Origin of the sequence: Nocardia cyriacigeorgica (genome assembly GCF_029868385.1) — a bacterium.
GTDB lineage: Bacteria > Actinomycetota > Actinomycetes > Mycobacteriales > Mycobacteriaceae > Nocardia > Nocardia cyriacigeorgica_F.
In genome coordinates this window covers 108,888-128,777 of the sequence record NZ_JARWNX010000038.1, presented here as the reverse complement: position 1 = coordinate 128,777, position 19,890 = coordinate 108,888, and the positions used below count along the sequence as shown (strand labels likewise).

Genomic DNA, 19,890 nt, shown 5'->3' with positions numbered 1-19,890 from the left:
ACAAGGAGGCCCATCATGCGTGCGGATCACCCGTCCGACGACGAACTACGCGCCAATTTCGACGAGATGCTCACCTCGGTGTGCGGCGGTGGCGGCCTGCGCACCGCCACCGGCCTCGATATGAAGACCGAGGAGAGCCTGTGGGCGATCGCCCGCGCCTACCCGGAGGTGCCGGGTGAGCTGGTGGCGGCGGCGCGCGCGGCGTTCGCCGGGCAGCTCGACGGCACCAATGCCCGCGAGCGCAGACAGGCGGTGGCCCGCAAGCTCGCGGAACTCGAACAGCGCAGGTCCGCGCACTGACCGACGACAGACTTAGGGTGAGCACATGACGGAATGGCGCGCGTTGAGCGAAGGCGAGGTCACCGATCTGGCCACGCGACTGCGATCGCTGGAGTGGTCCTGGCAGGTGGCCGACGGACCGGAGCTGGCCGAGCGGTTCGGTTGGCGAGTGCTGCTGAGCGAACCGGAGTGGGTGCTGCTCGACACCGGGTTGGGCACGGGCAGCGGTGAGATCCGCGGCGAAGAAGAGAAAGCGGTGGCGATCGAGGTCCGGGTGACCGAATTCGCCGACGCCACCGAGCGTGCCCGCACCCGCGACGCCTTCGCCCTCATGGCCGACGCCCTCACCGACGCGCTCGGTGCACCGTCCGCGCGCATCCCCGGCGAGTTTCCCCAAATCCGCTGGGCCGGTGCGGAGTCCACGCTGGTCTTGCAGGATATGGCGGTCTCGGTGGTGCTGACCCTGGTGACCAACGCCAGGCTGGCCGCGGACGACCGCAATGCCGAACTCGAGGAACAAGGCCTGCTGTGACCGGCTGGACGGAGTTCGCCGCCGGTCTGGCCGACGAGCTGGCCGCGCTGCCGTCCGGTGCGGTGGTGAAGGTCATCGAGACGACGCGGTACGCGCAGTTCCGGCAACTCGACCACGAACTGTGGGCCGAGCTGGTCGGTGACCACTGGCTCGACCCCGCCGCACGTGCGGGCGCGACCGGTGAAGGACTGATCGCGGCGGCGGGCTGGCACCGGCCGGACGCCGATCACGGCCACAACTGGTGGGTCGAATGGCCGTGGCCGCTGTCCTCGGACCGATACCGGCAGCTCACGTCGATGGTCGTCACCGGGCTTCGGGACGGTTTCGGGATAGCCGCCGTCACCGATCTCTCCTACGTCGCGTGGCACGAGAACGCGGGCAATCGCGCACTGGATCTGCCCGCGCTCGGCCTGCCCCGCCAGCCCTGACCTGCCGATCCGGCCACTGCGCCGCGCACCCGTCACCGCGCGTTCCGATGCCGTTTCCTCGGCGGTGATAGGACCGCTTCGACCGACCCGCCCCATCGGGTGCGCAGACGAGGAGAGTGCCGCGACGTGACGAATCCACCCGAGAAGACCGGACCGGCCGACGAACAGGTACTCGCCCACGACGCCGTCGACACCCCCGACCCCGATATCGGATTCAGTCTCGACGACGCGCCCACCGACCCTGCCGAGCGCGCTACGCAGCTGGTCCACCAGGTCGCCCGCGATCTCGCCGCCGCCGCTCCACAGGGCTGGCAGCGGCTCACCGCCGTATTCGCCTCGACCACCGCGATGGAGCTTGGGCAGGTCGTCTACACCGACGAGAACCAGCAGCCGGTCCCCGGCCAGCCTTCGGCGCAGATCCTGGATCTGGTGCGCGGACAACGCCATATCTCCGCCGAATTCGGCGACGGTCCCTGGTGGCGCCTGATCCTGACCTTGACCCCGGCCGGTGAACTGGAGGTCGACTACGACTACGGCGATGAACCCTTCCCCGACGACCAGCTGTTCCCGCCGGAGGCCTATGCCGCCGATCTGCGGGACTATCCGCGCGATTCGCTGCCGGTCTGGCTGGCCGCCTACCTCACCCATGCGGGCAAGCAGCTGCGGTCCCCGCGTGAGGCGGCGGTGCAGGCTCGGGCCGACCGCGCACAGGAACGGCGTGGCACGCGGTCCGACACGGAGCTACCGGAGTTCCCACTGATGTGGGCGCGGTGGGCGGTGCTGTCGGCCGCGTTCGTGGCGGCGGGCTCGCAGTGGGGTCCGCGAATCCTGCCCGCGCTCGGCATGTTCGAGGGCTCACGGCGCAGCGGTTCGACCCTGTACGCGCTGGCGGGCGGGCGCGCGGTGCTGTCCGGCGGCGTATGGAACGCTCCCGAACTCGACGCCGCCTACAACGCGGGAGCGCAGCTGCCGCAGCTGTATGCGGGTGCGCCCGAATGGGTGGCCAACCCGGTGTTGAATCCACGCGCGTCCAGCGGGCTGCTGTCGTTCTGCTACTGGTGGGAAGGCGGCAGCTGGTACCGGGGTGAATCGCCGGGCGCCGACGGAATCGCCGAGGCCGTACCGGGTTTCTGGACCTTCGACACTGTCGTGGATGTGGTGCTGCGGCTGGTGGGCGGCGAATCGGGGGACCGGGAGCGTCGTGCGGTGGCGACGTTGCTGTCGGCGGCCGAGGTCGGCGTCGCAACGAGGGACACCCTGGTCGAAGTCTTCGGCGAGGACACCGAATTCGATATCGACGGCGCCTGCTACCAGCTCACCCTGGCCGGTGTGGCCCTGCTGCTGCCGGAACCCATGCCGCAGGAGCAGGCGATCGAGCGGGTGCGCGGCCATCTCGTGGGCACCGGGCTCGATGCCGCCGGATATCCACCGCAGGATCTGGTCGCCGAGCGGATCAGCGTCGGCTGGATGGTGTACGTGCCAACGGAGCCGGGGGAACTCGCCGTCGGCCGCACCATCTTCTATCTGGCCGACGACGGTGTCCTCGAGCAGTCCACCTCCTCGGTCGCGCCTTCGCGGTTCATCGCCGATTTCGAGCAGCGCTTCCAACAACGGCACCGCTCGGTCGACTACTGACCACCGGTGCATGCGCCCCGCCCGAACATGATTCATCGTGCGGCCACCTGCCGTTCAGTTTCTCCACGGGATGATCGCGCACCGTGAAATCAGCGTGGAATCGTCGGCGCCCCACGAGGTGGCGGCCGTGCGACGGGGTGGGGCCGGTGCGGTATCGGCACCGGCGCCGAGTGGGAAGGAGCTGAGGCGATGGCCGGAGAGAACAATCCTTGGGGCAATCTCCGCAGTCAGGCGGGCAACGGCGGTCTGGTGTTCGATCCGGGCGTCGCCAAGGACGCCGCGACCTACTGCGCGGATCTGCTCGATGTGTTCAACGTCGTTACCAGCAGCCTCGATGACATCCTGAAAATCGAAGGGCTCGGGCACTTCCCCGGCGCGGTCCGTCTGGCCGATAAGTTCGCCGAGGTGGCGGCGGAGTTCCGTGACGAGGTCATGAAGGAACACAAGCGCATCGCGACCGATCTCGGCGAGTCCTTCGTCATCGCGGGGAATCTGTACAAGGGCACCGACGGCGACGGCAAAAGCCATTTCGACGGTATGGTGCGCTCCGCCAACGCTGGTGACCTGGTCAAACATGTCCAGCAGGAGGAGATGTACGACGGTCGCTGGGTGGACATCTCACCCGATATCCCCAATCTCGGCAACTACCAGGACAAGGACAAGAAGTACGGCGGGCTTCCCGACAGTCTGCTCGATCTGGCCGGTAGCAAAGGTTCGCAGGGTTTCGCGGTGTCGGTGCCGCCCGCGCAGACCCTCAACTTCAACCAGCTCTGGTGGCTCGGCGACCAGATCCGCGGCAAACCGGCGTTCATCGCCGTGGCAGGCGGCGACTGGATGCGGATGAAACTGCAACTGAAGTCCGCGTTCTCGAACTTCGACCAGAGCATTCTCGGGTTGGTGGAATCGGAGCGCTGGAAGGGCACCGGTGCCGATAGCGCGGCCAAGGCCATCCGGATGTACACCAATAAGAGCGCCCCGCTGCTGACGGCGATGCAGCAGCTCGGCGACAACCTGGTGAACGCGTCCGGCTGGACCGCGAACACCGTCTACGGCATGCCGGACAAGAGTGTGGCCTACACCCCGGACGATCAGGAGCACGCGCAGCTCGAACTGGCCAGACAGGTTTACGAGAACTGGTACGACCCGGGGATCACCGCCTGCGCCACCGCGATTCCGATCCTGCCCAAACCGTCGGATGTGGTGGAGATTCCGTCCGACAACCCCAATGACAACCGGAACAATAACAACAACAACAACAACGGGAACAACGGAAACAACGGCGGCGGCAACGGGGGCGGCGGCACCGGTGGTGGCGCCGCGGCACAGCAGCAGGCCGATCTGGCGAAATTCGCCAAGGATCAGCAGGCCCTCGCCCAGCAGCAGCGTGATTCGGAGGCCATGCAGGCCAAGGCCGACGCCGATGCCAAGCGTCAGGCCGATGAGCTCCGCCAGCAACAGCAGCTCGCCCAGCAGCAGGCCGCCCAGCGGGAGCAACAGCAGGCCGTTCAACAGGCCGCGCAGCAGGTCCAGCAGGGCCTCCAGCAGGGTCTGCAACAGGCGCAGCAAGCCGCCCAGCAGGGACTTCAGGCTGCCCAGCAGGCGATGCAGCAGGCCGGTCTCGCCGGTTTGCCGCAGGCACTGTCGGGTCTGGGTAAGGACCTGCCCAATCTGAAGGGTGGGCTCGGCGGCGGCAAGGGCGCGGGTGGCGGTGGCGCGGGTGGCGGTGCCGGTGCGCTCGGTGGGTTGCCGAAGGAGCCCGCGCAGACCCAGGCCTCGAAATTGTTCCCGCGCGCATCGGTCGCCGGTGCGGCCGCCGGTGCCATGCGCGGTGCGGGTCTGGCGCCGATGGCGGGTGCGCCCGGTGCGCCCGGCGGTATGGGTCCGGCGGGCGCGGGTGCGGGCGGCGGCCAGCAGGGCAGCAAGGAATACAAGCGCGCCGACTACCTCGACTCCGCCGAGCACATCGAAGAGGCGCTGGGCGACGCGCCGGTGGTGGCCAAACCGGTTGTGGAGAAATGAACCGGACCTGGGAATTCAGCGATACCGAGTTCTTCGTGCTGTGGAAGTCGCTGCGGCGCGGCGGGCTGCCGTTCCCGCTGTTCTACACCGGACGCACCGAGGACCCGGAGCGATTCAAGGCCGAACTGCTGGCGGCGCAGGAGCAACTGCGCCGCCGGCTCGGCACCTCGTTCGACCCGGTGCTCGCCGCCATCGCCGATCCCGACTTGCGGATCGTGGTCAACGGCGGTGACGGTCGGGAACCGCGCGAACCGAAGGGGCTGGTGCGGTTGATCGGTGCGCGACGCCACGACAGCGGCTATCTGGTGCGGCAGCTGCCCGGTGAGACCTACTGGCACAGCGGAGGATTCACCGTCACCGAATGTGATGCCGTCGGTCTGGCCGATGCCGTGGTCGCCGCGATGCCCGAGGCGAGGGCCGGTAAACAGCGGGATGTGGTGTTACCGGCGGAAAGCCCCGGCGACGACCTCGACCACACCTATGGCGGCTCCGCGGTCCACGACTCGTTCGACGATTCCACCGCACAACGCGGCGCGGCGTTCCTCGCCGCGCCCGCGCCGAGCTACGGAACCATCGATGTGGTGCAGGGCTTTTCGATCTTCGGCCCGCGCGGTATCACCCGACACCGATTGCGCTGGCGTGATATCGAAGACGACGGCCGCTACGTCATCGGTGACGAAACGCCGCCGGTGGCGCGACCTGCCGACCGGAGATCGCTGACCAACACCATCAACACCAGGGTCGCCGCGGTGATCCGGGCGATCAAGGACGAGCGGGTATGAGGCGGCGACGAGCCGCCGGGGACGATCGGGAGGATTCGCGATGACCGAACAGGATCGAGGACCGGCCGAATGGAGCGCGACCTCGCGCACCGGCGCGATCGCGGTGCGCACCACCGAACAGGGCCTGCCGGTGGGCATTTCGATCGAACGCGCCGAGCTGCGCGGTGATCCCGACGCGCTCGCGGCGGAGGTGCTGCGGCTGTGCACACAGGCCGCGAACCGGGCCGGACTGGCCCGCCGCGCTCAGCTCGAACAGGCGGGTCTGACCGAGGACATGCTCGCGCTGATGGGCCTGCCGACCGCCGCCGAGGTGGCCGATCAGGAGATGGCCGACGAGCAGGATTACGACACCGAGCCCGCCAGTTGGCTACGCCCCGTCTGAACTGCTGATTTTCATCAGTGGGAGGACTTGTGCGGGAAAGGAATTCACCTCGTGTTTGAATCTATGGACGAGCTGGAAGCCAGCGTACGTCGCCGGTTGTATCGCATGCGCGATCTCGCCGACGATATGGCCGCGGTCCGCGCAAGCGAAACCGCACCGGACGGCGCGATGACCGTCGAGGTCGATGGCAACGGCTCGCTGGTGAATCTCCAGTTCACCAGAGCGATCTCGGAGCTTTCCCCCTCCGAGTTCGAGCAGCGGCTGGTAGCTACCGCCGCAGCGGCGGCCAGGGCGGCCTTTGCCCGGCGCGCCGAAATCGTCGTGTCATTCAACGAAGAAGTCGCCGGGTAGACACGTCACGTTCACCCTGACCGGGCATAGTTTTTCGCGACAGGCTCAAACCGAGGCCAGCTGGCCCGGTGGGGGATTCGCGCCAAACATCCAGCAGCACCGGATCGGGGAGTACGATGAGCGACCTCGTAGCAACACCTGACGCGATCCGTCGCTACGGCGACGCGGCAGCGGCGATGGCGACGAGCGTGGCCACCGCGGGCAGCGCCGACCAGGCGGCGACCATGGCCGTCGCGGCCCCCGTCTTCGGCTTGATCGGGCAGGAGTTTCTCCTGTCCTACGCCTTCGCGCAGGGCAATCATCTGTCATCGGTCATGGAACTGGCCGGTGTGCATGCCGCGACAGCGGTGACCGCCTATCAGAGCGCGGCGGCCTATGAGGCCTCCGACGCCGCCGCGATCGCCGAACTGGGTGCGGCAACCGCGCCACTGCAATGAATCCGGAGCCCGACCCCACCGTCGTCGATCTGCTGCGCGGTAGTGCTCTCGCGCCTCATATCGACCGTCCGGTGAACGACATTCTCGCGGATATGGGCCTGCCACCGTTGCCGGACCTGTCCGCGATCGCGCCCCTGCCCGAACTACCGCCGATGCCGGTGATCGACATCGCCGCGCTCGCCCGGCCGCTGACCGACCTGGCCAGCAGCTTCGGCACCGGTGTGCTCGCACCGCCACCGGGCGGCGGCCCCGATCCGATGCAGGTCTTCCAGGCGGTGAACACCGCCCTCGGCACCGCGATGCAGCTCGGTACCTCGGCCTTGCAGGCGGTGATGACGATCTGGCAGGGCATGGGCGCCACCAGCGCAGCGGGTAAAGCGGCCGACGCACAGAGCGACGGCGCCGAACTCGCCACCCAGAGCACCGCCGAGAAGACGGTGCTCGCCGGAGCGGCCACCTCGGTCGCCGTCGGCGGCGCCGAACTGACCGCGATCATCGCCAAATATCTGACCACGATGGTGGCCTCGGCCCCGCTGCTCGCCACTCCGGGCGGACAGATGTTCATGGTCGCGGCGACCACCGAGGCCTTGACCTCGGCGACGGCCGTGGTGGCCAAGACTCGCGGCGAACTGCTCGGCCACTCGGGGAATATGACCCAGGCGGGCAAGAAGGTCGCCGTCACCGGTGCACCCAAGGGCGTGGACTCGATGCAGCAGGTGATGCAGCTGCTGAACATGGTCACCCCGTTGATGACGATGGCCGGTACCGGAGCCCAGTCGATCGGTCAGCTCGCCGCGGCCAATAGCGCGCTGCTCGCGCCGAAACCCGTGGGCGGTGCGCAGAACCCGGACGGGAAGAAGGACGGCGAACCCGGCAAGGACCATCCCGGCGGGGCCGGTGGCGGTGGTGTGGGCGGCGGCGGTGTCGGTGGTGGCGGTGTCGGCCCTGTTGCCGCACCGTTGAGCCCGTGGCCCGGCACCCGCACCGCCGGGCTGGGCGCGATGCCCGGTGGGGTCGCCGGACTCGGTGCCGCCGCGACCGGCGAGGCAGGCATGGTCGGTGGCCGGTCGGCGGCCACCACCGCCGGTACCGGACCGGCCATGATGCCGATGGGCGCCGCCGGTGCGGCGGGTGCCGCCTCGGGCGCGCGTGGCGCGGGCGACTCCGGCGATATGCCGAACTATCTGGTGTCCGGTCAGCACGGCGACGAGGTCGTCGGCGATATCGAGGGGGTCTCGCTGCCGGTGGTCGGCGCGGCCGAACCGCAGTCCGAGCCACCGCCGGATAAAGAACTCACCCTCTGACGCAGTCAGCACGGTCCGATCCAGGAGGTTGTCATGGTCCGCAGTGGTGTGGATTTCGATGGGGTCCAGTTCGACGCCGCCGGTGCGCGGGCGGCGGCGCTCGAGCTCGACGGTCTGGCCGACCGGCTGGAGCGCAGCTTCAGCACGCGGGCGGCCGCATTGCAGGTCGAACCGGCCGGCGCCGACGAGGTGTCGCTGATCGCCGCGCAGACGATGAACGAGGTCGCGACGTCCTTCGGTGACAGCGCGGCCGCTGGCATCGGCGAACTGCGCAAACTGGCCGCCACGCTGCGCAGCCAGATCACCGGGTTCGGCCGGTCCGAAAGCGACAGTGCCGCGGGTTTCGAGATGCCTTCGCGCGGCGCGGCATAGGCCGCACCGGGGGAGTCGACGGAGTTCTGTGATGATCGAACCACCGCAGCCCGGGTTCACCGGCGTGGTCTGGGAGGCGCGTCAGCCCGACCGGCTGGCCCGTGAACTCACCACCGGACCGGGTTCGCTGCCATTGGCCGAGGCCGGTGCCGCCTGGGCGCAGCTGGCCGCCGAACTCGGCACGGCGGTGGTCGATTTCGAACGGGTCGTGCTCGGTCTGCGCGGGGCGTGGCAGTCGGGCACCAGCCGTGAGGTGCTCGACAAGGTCTCGCGGTTGCGCGATTGGCTCGCCGAGGCGTCCGCGGCGGCGGCGAACAACGCGGTGCGGGCCGAAACGCAGGTCGCCGCCCATGAAGTGGCGCGTCTCGCCATGCCGAACACCGCGGAGATCATCGCCATCCAGGAGATCCAGCGCCTGCTGGAGCAGGTCGGCTCGGCCCTCGGAGCGCCGATCAAAGCCGTGGCAGCGCAGACCGATACCGACGCCGATGCCGCCAAGGCCGCCGCCGCACGGGTGATGCGCGGCTACGAGGCCGCCAGCGAGCCGCTGGCCAGGCCGTGGACGCAGCAACCGCCGCCGGTGATCGTGTCGGCCGCGGCATTGGAAGCCGAACAGGTCACACCTGCCGCGGCCGCACCGACTGCCCCTGCCCTGCCACCGGTCACCCCCGGCATGTTCGCGCCGGGCGGCGGTCTCGGGCCGATTCCACGCGCCAAGACCTCGTATCAGGCAGCTGCCTATACCGAGACCGCTACCACGGAAACCGTGGAAGTCGTCGCACCACAGCAGGTTCCGTCTTCCCACGCGAACGTGCCCTTGGTTCCGGGCTCCCCGTTCGCCGCCGCCGCGGGCGCGCAGGACGAGGAATATCAGTCGAGGGCCGGTGACGCCGGGACCGATGCGCTCGGCGCCGATCTCGGCATCGTCTCCGCACCCGCCGTCCTCGGCGCGCCCGATTCGGCCGTACCGCAGACGGGACACGCCGCACCGGGAGGTGGCGCGTGACGGTCGTGACCAACGACGGGCTGCTCGCCGTCGCCGAACGCCTCGGGGTGCAGACCCTGCCGCAGGTGTTGTCGGTGGCGCCGCACCAGGATTCCTACGACGAATGGGCCGCCGCCCAACAGCGCGCGGTCGCCGATCTCACCGGCGCAGGCCTCATCGACTCCTACGGTGAGGTGGCACCGAGCCTGGCCGACGCACTGTTCACCCTGGCCCAACCCGACCGCGAATTGGTCGCCCGGGTGTTCACCGGCGGTCCACCGACCCGGATCTGTCTGGCCCGGCGCGGCCACCAGCACGCACTGGCCGTACGCACCGGCGACGACTACGACATCACCACCCTGTGGTCCGACGGTTCCGGCGCCACCCTCGCCCGGCCGGTGCTCGCCGCGCTCGGCCGCTGCGCCGCCGCCGACGTCATCGATTTCAGCGCACCCGCCGCCGAACTCGGTGCGCGGCTCGACGCCGCGCAGACCTCCGCCGAATACGCCGATGCCCTCTACGCGCTCGGCGTCGCCGATCAGGACGCACCCCGCTACGGGCTGGCCTTCGCGTCCTGCCATGCCTACGCCGAGATCGTGGCCTACGCCCACATCGACGGCGTCACGACCCGGCCGCCCGCGGCGGTCGCGGTATACGACACCGGGCACGGTCGCCTCGTCGCCGCGCCCGGGTTCGCACCGGATCAGCAGGTCTGGTCCACGGTGACACCGGGCACTGATCACCGGATCGCACAGGCGATTTCGGCCCTGGTCGAAGCGCTGCCCGGGGGAAGGTGGCTGCCGCAGTAGACCCGAAGGGCGTGCAGTAGCCCGCCACTCTCCCGGTGGTGCCGCCAGCACTTCCGGGCACGGAAATCACAACACGAAAGGTTCGATCATGGTTTACGCCGATCACGTATCCGCCGACAAGGCCAAGGACGATATGGCCAACGCCGTCGAGGGCATGAAGTTCACCCTCAAGGCCATCACCGACGAGGTCAACGCGGCCCGCGGCTGGGAAGGCGATGCCCGTTCGGCCTTCAACGCCGCCGCCGACCGCTGGAACACCGAGGCCACCGAACTCAACGGTGTGCTCAACCGGCTCACCGAACTCGTCGGTGAGGGCAGCGCGACCTTCAAGCGCATGGACGCCGAAGGCGAAGACGAGTTCAACTACATCAAGATCTGACCGCCGTCCGCGTCGAGCGCCACGGCCACCACCACTTACCGATCCCCGGAGGGTTCTGATGGAATACGACAAGGCTGCCATGACCACCCTGTTCCACGATCTACAGGGTTTCCGCAAGGCACTCACCGACAACGCGCGCGATATGTCGGATGCGGGCACCGCGCTCGCCACCGCCTGGGAAGGCAACGAGGCCAACAACAACTTCCAGCTCGCGCACAAGGACTGGGACACCAAGTTCGAGGACACCCTGGTGATCCTGGACAACGTCGCGGCCGCGGTGGAGAGCGCACTGCACCGCGCCCTCGGCACCGACGGCAAGATCGGCGACGGGTTCGCGGGCGTGTGATGAGCACCAACCCCTGACAGCCGGTCCGGACACTCCGGACCGGCTGTCGGCTCGTCCGGGCCCGTTCAGCGCGCGGCGGCGAGGGATTCGCCGATATAGCGCATCTCGTCGGGGGTGGTGACCATGTTGACCGTCGCCTCGGCGGTGGAGGTCCGCACCGTGATGAGGTTGCGGGCGGCCGGGTCCTGCGACAGGGTGACGTCGGCGTCGAAGTCGGTGTCGGGTTCATGTGGTCCACGCACCCGGACGATCGTCGCGCCACCGGTCAACGCGGTCGGCGCGACCCCGTCGAACACCACGACGGTGGCGGTGCTGAACGCCGCACCCGGCTGTGTCGTGGCCGGGCCGTGCTGATGCGCTGGCCCACCGAACCGGGCGGCCAGTGACAGCGAGTGCGGCGCACCGACATTGGCGACCATCGTCTGCCATGCCTCGGGGCGGTCGGTGTGCACCACCACATGCGCGCCGAGCGCGATGGCCCGCAGGATCACCTGCTGGGCCAGATCGAGTTCGCCGATCACCTCGAGATGGCGGGTGCCATCACCGATCAGCGGAACCGCGATGCCCTGACCACGCTGATCGGCGCCGATCAGCTGACCACAGCCGCCGGTCGGCACCGCGATCCCGGTGAGCGCGCTGAGCGGTCCGTGATAGTCGGCGGCGCTGTCGTGCACCACGGTCTGGGCGGGCAGCGTATCGAGCAGGGCGCGGAACTGCCTGCCGCGCAATGGACGCAACCCGGCCACCGGTAGCTCACCCGGATCGGTGAGAGTGTCGAAACGGACCAGCGCGCCGAGCGTGATCGGCGGTGATGATGGCCGCTGCCCCGGACCGGGGCGTTCGACACCGGGGCGCAGCCGCACCGTCACCATGGTGTTGAGGCTCGGCGTCGCCCAGATATCGGCGAAGCCGCGCGAACCGATCAGCTCCGGCCCGATCTCGTAGCTGGTGAGCCGCAGGTCACCGTGCACGAGGGCGGTCTGGGTCTCGGTGAACTGATCCAGCGGCACACCCCAGCACATCCGGCGCACCGCGGTGTTCATCTCACCCGCGGTGAGCACCGAGACCGAGATATCGCGGGCGGCCAGCCGATTGGCGACCCGCCGGGTGGCGATGATCGCGGTGCGCAGGCTTCCGGTCCGACCGCCGCCCCGGTTGTCGACCGCCTCGGCATTGGCCAGCGGATCGAGTCGCAGCACCAGCCAGACGGTGCGATGGGCGATCGCGGGCAGCGGTCCGAGGATCCGGTCGTAGAGCTGGGCCACCACACCGTTGCCCGCGGTGCGCGCTCCGGTGCTGATCACATCGATCGAGGTGAGCGTGATGTCGAACTGGCTCAGGCATTTACCGATCTCGGTGAGCGGCAGGACCTGATCGGTGCTGAGGGAACTACGTCGCAGCAGCGTCATCGCATCGGGTGGCGGATCGATCCGCAACATGGTGACCAGCAGGTCGTTGTCCCAGCGCACACCGTAACTGCCGCCCTCGGGCAGCGTCACATCGAACGGCTCCGCCCCGGAGTCCGCGGGACCTGGCCGCGCCCGGCGCCAGCGGTAGGCGAGGGCCTGGGCCACCATCCCGACCGGATTGCGTGGGTTGGCCCGGCGTACCGGCACCGCCCCGAGCAGCAGTACCGCGGCGCCCACCCCGACGGCGGCGGCGATCGGCGCATCGAAGGCCAGCGTCACCCATGCGGCCGCGGCGGCCAGCAGGGCCAGCGGAACCATGCGCCGCAGCGGTATATGGCGGAACAACCAGAATTCGGGATCATGTAATGTCGCGTTCACCGCGATGTCCGGTCGAATTTCCCCGGATGAGTTTCCCGCCGACATTTCGGCTCCGGTTTCCCTTTCGTTTACAACCACGTTCACCATTAGTCGCCCTGGGTTCGAATTCTTGTGACCGGAGTTTGTATTTCCGGGGGGATATGGAGAGTTTTACGATACCGCGCCGAAGGTGAAATCGCGGCGTGAGGATATTGCTCCGAGCGGATGATCTCGCGCCGATTGACACCGCCGTTTCTGCCGATACTGTAATTGCTCGAGTGAGGGGAGAACCCAGTTCTATGGAGGCCAGGTGCCGACACAGCTGACCACCCGGCAGCAGGTCAATGGATACCGATTCCTGTTGCGCAGGCTCGACCACGCGCTGGTGCGCCGGGATGTGCGGATGCTGCACGATCCGATGCGCTCGCAGCTGCGTTCGCTGCTGGTCGGTGCGGTACTCGGGTTGCTGGTCGTCGCCGGTGCGGCGATCCTCGCGTTCATCCGCCCGCAGGGCGCCGTCGGTGACGCCAAGATCGTGATGGGCAAGGACAGCGGTGCGCTCTACGTCGTGGTCGCCGACAGTGCCGGCGGCACCACACTGCACCCGGTGCTCAACCTCGCCTCCGCCCGCCTGATCAGCGGCAGCAACGAGTCACCGACCTCGGTCAAGGACGACAAACTGGCCGATATGCCCCGCGGCCCGCTGCTCGGCATTCCCGGCGCGCCGTCGGCGCTGCCCGGTTCGGCGCAGGGCGACAGCTCGGACTGGTCGCTGTGCGACACGGTGGAACTGTCCATCACCGGCAGCGCAGCCTCGGCCTCGGGTGTCGACACGGCGGTCCTCGCGACGCGGCCGGAACTGAGTGAACGGATCCGCGAGGCGAACCCCGACGAAGCCGTCCTTGTGCGCCGATCGGACCGCACCTACCTGATCTACCAGGGCAAACGTGCTCAGATCAATCCCGGTGACGGTGCTGTCGCACGAACGTTGAACCTGTCGGGCGTGCGCCCACGCCCGGTCGGCGCCGGTCTGCTCGGCGCCGCAACCCCCGTGCCGCCGCTGACCGTGCCGGAGATCCCGGACGCCGGTCGGCCGGGTCCGGGAACGCTGTCCGATATCCCGGTGGGCGGCGTCATCTCGGTGGCGGCGACCGGTCGGGGCGAGCGGGCCGAACTGTTTGTGGTGCTGGCCGACGGTGTGCAGCACATCTCCGAATTCACCGCCGAGGTCATCCGCACCGCGAACTCGCAGGGTATGAGCCGGATCGAGACCGTGCCACCCGATGCACTGACCGGAATCGCGGTCGTATCGCGGCTGCCGGTCGACCATTTCCCGGCGGCCGTGCCGACGATCCTGTCCGCCGAGGATGCGCCCGTCACCTGTGTGTCCTGGTCCAAGACCGAACAGGCCGAGGCCGACGCCGTCGACGGCCCCAGCGATCGCGCCTCCGCGACCATGCTCGTCGGCGCCCGCCTGCCGATGCCCGACGGTGCGCGTGCGGTATCGCTGGCGACCGCCGACGGCTCGGGCGACCGCGTCGATCAGGCCTATCTGCGCCCCTCATCAGGGGAGTTCGTGCACGTCACCGGTATGGAGCCGGGGAGCCCGCGCCGCGGCAGCCTGTTCTATGTGGCCGATAACGGCATCCGCTACGGCATCCCCGATATCGACACCGCGATGGTGCTCGGCCTCGGCGAGACACCGGAACCGGCGCCGTGGGCGATCGTCGGCCAGCTGGTCCCCGGCCCGACCCTCGCGCCCACCGACGCGCTCACCAGGCACGACGTCCTGCCGCAGCACAACTGAGCGGCAGGGGCCAGCGCCCGACGGCCTCGCTCATGCCGGGCGCAACCGCACTGGCCACCGGTGCCGACACCGGCCAGGAACAGGCCCCCGACCTGCTAGGAAACGCCGAGGGAGGCGAGCACGCCCGCCAATGCGGCCTCCATATCCGGCTCCTCGATACGCATGAGCACCGATTCGTCGACGGCCGTCAGATCCAGCGAATCGTCATTGGCCAGCCGGAACTCACGCTCTTCCTCGGCGGCCTCGATCACATTGCGGATGAAGCGGCCGTTACCGGCCAGATCGATCCCGCGACGCGGCTGCCCGCTCTGATCGGTGCGTTCGGAGTTGTAGAGCCGATCGCAGGCCTGTTCCAGCAGCCGCACCGCTTCCGGTGACAGCTCCGAATCGCGGGAGGTGGCGATGAGTGTGCCGATCCGGCCGAGCTCGGCCGGGGTATAGGACGGGAATTGCAGCCGTTTGGCGAACCGTGAGGCCAGACCGTCGTTGGCGGCGAGCAGGCGGTCGATCTCGCCGTCATAGCCCGCGATGATCACCACCAGCCGGTCGCGGTCGTTCTCCATCCGGGCCAGCAGCGTGTCCACCGCCTCCCGGCCGAACGCGTCACCACCGGATAAACCGGTCTGGATCAGCGTGTATGCCTCATCGATGAACAGCACACCGTCCATGGCGGTATCGATCAGCTTGTCGGTCTTGATCGCCGTGCTGCCCAGATGCTGGCCGACGAAATCCATCCGCTTGGCCTCGACCACCTTGTCGGTTTTCAGCAGACCCACACCGCAGTAGATCTTGGCGACCACCCTGGCGATGGTGGTCTTACCCGTTCCCGGCGGCCCGGTGAAGGCCAGATGATTGCCGCGCGGAACGCTGGCCATCCCCTTCTCGGCCCGGATCTTGGCCAGCTGCGCCGTCGCCTGTAGCTTCGCCACCTGCGTTTTCACCGCGGTGAGGCCGATCTGGCGATCGAGTTCGGCGCGGGCCTCGGTGAGGATCTTCTTGGCCCGGTCCTCGGCGTCGGCGCTGCGCAACTGCTCCACCGACGGTGCGGAGGCCGGATCCCAGCGATCGGTGCGGGCGTCGATCGATTCCTTGGTGGTGACGGTGATCCGGTAGGTCTTGTCCCGCATGGCCTCGGTATTGGCCGCGAAGTCCGGCGCCTGCGAGTACACCTGCTCGAACAGGGCCTGCGCCTCGTCCTCACCACCGGTTTCGCGCAGGCACAGGCCGCGGCAGAACATGGCGGTGGTCCGCGCGGCCGGAATGGGGCCGTTCTCGGCCTGCTCCATCCGCCGGATCGCCTCGCCGAACAGCCCGAGCTGGGCGCAGGCCGAACCGACCATGACGTGCGCGCCGGTGGCGAGGAAGGGGTCGTCCCATTCGGCCGACCCGGCGAGCACCGCCATGACATCGGGCCAGCGCTGGGTGTTGAAGTGCAGGACACCGCGGATATAGGCGCTGATCCGGTCGTCGGCCGCCCGATCGGGATCCGAGAGCATCCCGGCTCGATACCGCGCCAGCTCGTCGAGCACCTGTTCTGCCTCGTCGTACTGTTTGCCCGCGATCAGGCCCGCGGCGTGGGCGAGCCAGATCTCGGTATGACTGGCCAGCGGATAGTCGATGTAGAGGCCGGAGACGAACCGCCCTGCCAGCGCACGTGGCGGCAGCCCGAGCCTGCGTTGCTCACGGTAGAGCGTGCTCGCGCTGGTGCGGTGCAGGTTGCGCACCACCTCGTCGGTGACCTCGCCCGCCGCCGCCCGACCGAGCCAGGCGTCACACATGGACGGGTCCCATTCGGTCGCGCGCTGAAAGGCCAATTTCGCGTACTCGAGATCACGCGTCGATTCCTGGCCGTCAATGCTCAGTCCGAGGGACAGGATTCCGGCATCGAAGGCGCGCTGTGCTTGACGGTTGCCGGTCATTGCATGGAACCCCGAAATCTTCATTACTGCGGCGGACACGGACGAGTTCGGCCCGACCCCGATAAAAATCGCGTCGGCATGGCCTGTCCGATACATTATTGTTCGCTGCCGGTAGGTTGCAACGTGTCCGGCCGCAATATGTCGCCGGTGCCCGCGGAAGCGGACGCCGGTGGTTCGACGGCTGGGAATACGGTCGCGAGTGTCGGAAACGTGCGGGAAAGAACTGGGGTCGTTCGACAATTGACCGAGACGTTGAGCAGCGGCGCCGGTACCGCTGAGCCAGAACTGTGCCGGGTTTCCGTCATCGGGGGAAATACCCAGCTCGATGTCGGTCTTCCGGCGAACGTGCCGATCGCGACGTTCATGGGCGATCTGGTCGCCCTCATCGAGTCCCGCGACCCGGCGCCGGTCGATGCCGAGGACGGTGGCGCACCGCTGGAGACCGAACACTGGACACTGGCCCGGCTCGGCCGTGACGCCATCGCACCCAGCCGCACCCTGACCGAGGCCGAGGTCTTCGACGGCGAACTGCTCATCCTGCGTTCGGTGCGCGCCAAGGAAGCGCCCGCGCTGTTCGACGACGTCATCGATGCGGTATCCCGGCTGACCGCCAACGACTTTCGCGGCTGGTCGCCGACGGCGGCCCGGTGGACCGGCCTGGCGGCCTCGGTGCTCGCCGCCGTGCTGGCACTGGCCTTGTTCGCCTCGGGTCGCGCCGAGGGGCTCGGCATTGCCGCGCCGTTCCTGACCACCGGGGTCGGTATCGGTGCGGCGGTCGCCGCCGCCATCGCGGCCCGGAAATACGATGACGAACTCACCGCGGTCTGGTTGTCGTTCGGCGCTCTGCTGTTGTTCTTCGGCGGTGCGGCGCTGTTCGTACCTGGCGATCTCGGCAGTCCGCATCTGCTACTCGGCTTTTCGGTGACGCTGGTCGTCGCGGTGGGCGTCTATCGCGCCACCGGCACCGGGGCCATGTTGTTCGCCGCCGCGATCACCGTCGCGGTATGCGGTGCCGCGGCCGCGCTGGTGCGCATGGTGTGGGATCCGGCGCTGCCGAAGATCGGTGCGGGCCTGCTGGTGGCGGCGATCGTAGTGATCTCGGCCGTGCCGCGACTGGCGGCGGTGCTGGCCCGGCTGCCGGTGCCGCCGGTGCCCACCGCGGGCGGGGCGATCGACCCGGCCGATCACGAACAGCGCCCGACCATCGAGGGTATCGGCGCGATCGGTGCGACCGCACTGCCCTCGGCGGCGGGGCTCGGCCGCCGGGCCCGGGTGGCCAACCAGTATCAGTCCGGTGTCCTCATCGGCTGTTCGATCGCCGGTGTGCTCGGTGCGCTCGGCGCCGCCGACCCGCTGGGTGATCCGCGGTGGCAGGGGATCGCGCTCGCGGTGGTCACCGCCATCATCCTGTGCCTGCGCGGGCGCGCCTTCGCCGACCTCACCCAGGCCGCCACCCTGATCATCGCCGGTGCGACCATCGTGGCCGCACTGCTGACCGGACTCGCCCTCGGCGGCGCCGACCCGCTGCTCTGCGGTGGTCTGCTGCTCGCCCTCGCGGTCGCGGTGGTGGTGTTCGGCGTGGTCGGGCCGCATATCGAGATCACCCCGGTGACAAGGCGTTCCGGTGAGATCTTCGAGTATCTGCTGATCTGCACGGTGATCCCGCTGGTGCTGTGGATCATGGGCGTGTACGCGATGGCGCGGAACATCTGATGACCGACCTCGTCGTGAACCGGACCGCACTCGACGGCCGGGCTCGGTATGCCGCCAGGGGCCATGGTGTCTGATCGACCGTTCCTCTCCGACCGGCCCTCGGGCACACGATCCACCGGGCGGGCCACCGCACCGTGGACGAGACTGCCCGACCTGGCCGATACGTGGAGGATCGCGCGTATACGCGGCGCGGCGGGATCGGCGTATCGGCCCGGCGGAGCGCGGCGCGCGTCGGCGGTGCTCGCCGCCGCGGTACTACTCGGCTTATCCGGTGTCGGCGGACCCGCCCCCGCTCATGCCCTCGCCCCACCGGAGATCGATCCCGGTGCGCTCGCGGCGGCTACGGCCCTCAGCGGCCGACCGGCCCCGCTGGAACCCACCGAACAGCGGTCGGTCTGTGCCGAACCGGTACTCAACGGTGGTGCGCCGGTCGATGTACCGGTCTCCCAGGCTGTGCTCGATCTGCCGTCGGCGTGGCAGTTCAGCCGTGGTGCGGGACAGAAGGTGGCGGTGATCGACACCGGCGTGAACCGGCACCCACGGCTGCCCGCACTACAGGCGGGTGGCGATTACGTCTCCGGCACCGACGGCACCGTCGACTGTGATGGGCACGGCACCCTGGTCGCGGGCATCATCGCCGCGCGACCGAGCCAGGACGACGCCTTCGCCGGGGTGGCGCCCGAGGCGGAGATCCTCACCATCCGTCAGCTGAGCCTGGCGTTCGAGGCCAAGGACCGCCGCGGCAGCGAGGAGAAGCCCGGCGCCATTGCCAGCGGTGGATACGGCAATGTGCTCACCCTCGCCGCCGCCGTCGTCCGCGCCGTCGATATGGGTGCGACCGTGATCAACATCTCCGAAGTGGCTTGTACCGCAGCGGGAGTCGATACCGTGGACGAACCGCTCGGCGCGGCCGTGAAATATGCATACGACCGCAATGTCGTCGTGGTCGCTGCGGCGGGAAACCTCCAGACCGACGGCGCCTGCAAAGCCCAGAACACCGGCTCGGGGTGGCCCGGCGTGCAGACCGTCGCCAGTCCGGCCTGGTTCGACCCGTACGTGCTGTCGGTCGCCTCGATCGATCCCAACGGTGTGGCGTCGGAGCTGTCGCTGAACGGCCCATGGATCGGTGTCGCCGCCATCGGCCGCCAGATCGTCTCACTGGACAGCAAACCCGGTGGCACAGGACTCGTCGACGGTGTGCAGACGGCCGAGGGCATCAGCCCGATCGAAGGCACCAGCTTCGCCGCACCCTATGTCGCCGGTCTGGCCGCCCTCGTACGCGCCCGCTTCCCCGAACTGACCGCCGCCCAGGTGATCGACCGGATCGAACGCACCGCCCAGGCCCCGGGCCCGGGCCGCGACGATCGGATCGGCCACGGCCTGATCGATCCGGTGGCGGCCCTGACAGCCGAACTACCGGACCGGCCGATCAGCGAAGGCGCTGACACCCCCAGCCCGATGGCCGAGCCCTGGCGTCCGCCGGAGCCGGACCCGCTGCCCAGACGCATCGCCACCATCGGCGCCATCACCTGTCTTGCCGTACTCGGTATCGGTGCCGCGCTGTGGATTCCGTTCCGCCGCCGCGGCGAGGACGCCGATATCGCCGACCCCGATTCCCGAGCGTCAGAGGGGTAGAGGACCGCCC

General features: G+C 68.9%; 20 protein-coding genes. 18 read left to right on the top strand and 2 right to left on the bottom strand.

Features of this window, described 5'->3' with window-relative positions:
• The first annotated feature begins 15 nt into the window (after nucleotides 1-15).
• The 15 genes from QH168_RS08935 to QH168_RS08865 all read left to right on the top strand — a co-directional run bounded on the left by QH168_RS08935 (nucleotide 16) and on the right by QH168_RS08865 (nucleotide 11,040).
• On the top strand, nucleotides 16-300 hold the full coding sequence (locus tag QH168_RS08935) for a hypothetical protein (protein ID WP_280234055.1): 285 nt from the start codon (nucleotides 16-18) through the stop codon (nucleotides 298-300).
• 25 nt (nucleotides 301-325) lie between these two features.
• Nucleotides 326-811: a DUF6301 family protein gene (locus QH168_RS08930; protein ID WP_280234054.1), complete on the top strand. Its 486-nt coding sequence runs from the start codon at nucleotides 326-328 to the stop codon at nucleotides 809-811.
• Nucleotides 808-1,239 carry a TY-Chap domain-containing protein gene (locus tag QH168_RS08925; protein WP_280234053.1) on the top strand — a complete coding sequence of 144 codons (432 nt, stop codon included), beginning with the start codon at nucleotides 808-810 and terminating at the stop codon, nucleotides 1,237-1,239. Before QH168_RS08930 ends, QH168_RS08925 begins: the two co-directional genes overlap by 4 nt.
• 126 nt (nucleotides 1,240-1,365) lie before the next feature.
• Nucleotides 1,366-2,874 carry a hypothetical protein gene (locus QH168_RS08920; RefSeq protein WP_280234052.1) on the top strand — a complete coding sequence of 503 codons (1,509 nt, stop codon included), beginning with the start codon at nucleotides 1,366-1,368 and terminating at the stop codon, nucleotides 2,872-2,874.
• A 189-nt stretch (nucleotides 2,875-3,063) separates the two neighbouring features.
• Nucleotides 3,064-4,893 (top strand): hypothetical protein, encoded by a 1,830-nt coding sequence (locus tag QH168_RS08915; protein ID WP_280234051.1) that lies wholly within the window; start codon nucleotides 3,064-3,066, stop codon nucleotides 4,891-4,893.
• Complete coding sequence (locus QH168_RS08910) at nucleotides 4,890-5,675, top strand: ESX secretion-associated protein EspG (protein ID WP_280234050.1); 786 nt, start codon at nucleotides 4,890-4,892, stop codon at nucleotides 5,673-5,675. The genes QH168_RS08915 and QH168_RS08910 overlap by 4 nt, the downstream gene beginning before the upstream one ends.
• 40 nt (nucleotides 5,676-5,715) lie before the next feature.
• On the top strand, nucleotides 5,716-6,057 hold the full coding sequence (locus QH168_RS08905) for a hypothetical protein (RefSeq protein WP_280234049.1): 342 nt from the start codon (nucleotides 5,716-5,718) through the stop codon (nucleotides 6,055-6,057).
• Between the two features lie 51 nt (nucleotides 6,058-6,108).
• Nucleotides 6,109-6,408: a YbaB/EbfC family nucleoid-associated protein gene (locus tag QH168_RS08900; RefSeq protein ID WP_280234048.1), complete on the top strand. Its 300-nt coding sequence runs from the start codon at nucleotides 6,109-6,111 to the stop codon at nucleotides 6,406-6,408.
• Between the two features lie 116 nt (nucleotides 6,409-6,524).
• Nucleotides 6,525-6,845 (top strand): type VII secretion target, encoded by a 321-nt coding sequence (locus QH168_RS08895; RefSeq protein ID WP_280234047.1) that lies wholly within the window; start codon nucleotides 6,525-6,527, stop codon nucleotides 6,843-6,845.
• A complete protein-coding gene (locus tag QH168_RS08890; RefSeq protein WP_280234046.1) occupies nucleotides 6,842-8,149 on the top strand; it encodes a hypothetical protein in 1,308 nt (435 codons plus the stop codon). Before QH168_RS08895 ends, QH168_RS08890 begins: the two co-directional genes overlap by 4 nt.
• 33 nt (nucleotides 8,150-8,182) lie before the next feature.
• Entirely contained in the window at nucleotides 8,183-8,521 is a 339-nt protein-coding gene (locus QH168_RS08885) for a PE family protein (protein WP_280234045.1), read from the top strand.
• A 31-nt stretch (nucleotides 8,522-8,552) separates the two neighbouring features.
• Nucleotides 8,553-9,527, top strand: a complete 975-nt coding sequence (locus QH168_RS08880) for a PPE domain-containing protein (RefSeq protein ID WP_280234044.1) — start codon at nucleotides 8,553-8,555, stop codon at nucleotides 9,525-9,527.
• Nucleotides 9,524-10,315, top strand: coding sequence for an ESX secretion-associated protein EspG (locus QH168_RS08875; RefSeq protein ID WP_280234043.1), 792 nt, complete (start codon nucleotides 9,524-9,526; stop codon nucleotides 10,313-10,315). Before QH168_RS08880 ends, QH168_RS08875 begins: the two co-directional genes overlap by 4 nt.
• Before the next feature lie 88 nt (nucleotides 10,316-10,403).
• Entirely contained in the window at nucleotides 10,404-10,694 is a 291-nt protein-coding gene (locus tag QH168_RS08870) for a WXG100 family type VII secretion target (protein ID WP_280234042.1), read from the top strand.
• Between the two features lie 58 nt (nucleotides 10,695-10,752).
• Nucleotides 10,753-11,040, top strand: coding sequence for a WXG100 family type VII secretion target (locus QH168_RS08865; protein WP_280234041.1), 288 nt, complete (start codon nucleotides 10,753-10,755; stop codon nucleotides 11,038-11,040).
• A gap of 65 nt (nucleotides 11,041-11,105) precedes the next feature.
• Here the strand turns inward: QH168_RS08865 and eccE are convergent, their stop codons facing one another.
• Nucleotides 11,106-12,827: a type VII secretion protein EccE gene (gene eccE, locus QH168_RS08860; protein WP_280234040.1), complete on the bottom strand. Its 1,722-nt coding sequence runs from the start codon at nucleotides 12,825-12,827 to the stop codon at nucleotides 11,106-11,108.
• Nucleotides 12,828-13,116: 289 nt separating this feature from the next.
• On the opposite strand from eccE, the gene eccB reads away from it, so the two are divergent.
• On the top strand, nucleotides 13,117-14,613 hold the full coding sequence (eccB, locus tag QH168_RS08855; protein ID WP_280234039.1) for a type VII secretion protein EccB: 1,497 nt from the start codon (nucleotides 13,117-13,119) through the stop codon (nucleotides 14,611-14,613).
• Between the two features lie 95 nt (nucleotides 14,614-14,708).
• On the opposite strand, the gene eccA is transcribed toward eccB, so the two are convergent.
• Nucleotides 14,709-16,532, bottom strand: a complete 1,824-nt coding sequence (gene eccA, locus QH168_RS08850) for a type VII secretion AAA-ATPase EccA (protein WP_280234038.1) — start codon at nucleotides 16,530-16,532, stop codon at nucleotides 14,709-14,711.
• A 240-nt stretch (nucleotides 16,533-16,772) separates the two neighbouring features.
• Between eccA and eccD the strand changes: the two genes are divergently transcribed.
• A complete protein-coding gene (eccD, locus tag QH168_RS08845; protein WP_280234037.1) occupies nucleotides 16,773-18,245 on the top strand; it encodes a type VII secretion integral membrane protein EccD in 1,473 nt (490 codons plus the stop codon).
• Nucleotides 18,246-18,482: 237 nt separating this feature from the next.
• Complete coding sequence (mycP, locus tag QH168_RS08840) at nucleotides 18,483-19,880, top strand: type VII secretion-associated serine protease mycosin (protein WP_280234123.1); 1,398 nt, start codon at nucleotides 18,483-18,485, stop codon at nucleotides 19,878-19,880.
• Nucleotides 19,881-19,890: the final 10 nt, after the last annotated feature.

What these genes read in the sequence shown, in the direction of transcription:
- QH168_RS08935 (WP_280234055.1), top strand. Translation starts at nt 16, where the DNA reads ATGCGTGCGGATCACCCGTCCGACGACGAACTACGCGCCAATTTCGAC.
- QH168_RS08930 (WP_280234054.1), top strand. Translation starts at nt 326, where the DNA reads ATGACGGAATGGCGCGCGTTGAGCGAAGGCGAGGTCACCGATCTGGCC.
- QH168_RS08915 (WP_280234051.1), top strand. Translation starts at nt 3,064, where the DNA reads ATGGCCGGAGAGAACAATCCTTGGGGCAATCTCCGCAGTCAGGCGGGC.
- QH168_RS08910 (WP_280234050.1), top strand. Translation starts at nt 4,890, where the DNA reads ATGAACCGGACCTGGGAATTCAGCGATACCGAGTTCTTCGTGCTGTGG.
- QH168_RS08905 (WP_280234049.1), top strand. Translation starts at nt 5,716, where the DNA reads ATGACCGAACAGGATCGAGGACCGGCCGAATGGAGCGCGACCTCGCGC.
- QH168_RS08895 (WP_280234047.1), top strand. Translation starts at nt 6,525, where the DNA reads ATGAGCGACCTCGTAGCAACACCTGACGCGATCCGTCGCTACGGCGAC.
- QH168_RS08890 (WP_280234046.1), top strand. Translation starts at nt 6,842, where the DNA reads ATGAATCCGGAGCCCGACCCCACCGTCGTCGATCTGCTGCGCGGTAGT.
- QH168_RS08885 (WP_280234045.1), top strand. Translation starts at nt 8,183, where the DNA reads ATGGTCCGCAGTGGTGTGGATTTCGATGGGGTCCAGTTCGACGCCGCC.
- QH168_RS08880 (WP_280234044.1), top strand. Translation starts at nt 8,553, where the DNA reads ATGATCGAACCACCGCAGCCCGGGTTCACCGGCGTGGTCTGGGAGGCG.
- QH168_RS08870 (WP_280234042.1), top strand. Translation starts at nt 10,404, where the DNA reads ATGGTTTACGCCGATCACGTATCCGCCGACAAGGCCAAGGACGATATG.
- QH168_RS08865 (WP_280234041.1), top strand. Translation starts at nt 10,753, where the DNA reads ATGGAATACGACAAGGCTGCCATGACCACCCTGTTCCACGATCTACAG.
- eccA (WP_280234038.1), bottom strand. Translation starts at nt 16,532, where the DNA reads ATGACCGGCAACCGTCAAGCACAGCGCGCCTTCGATGCCGGAATCCTG.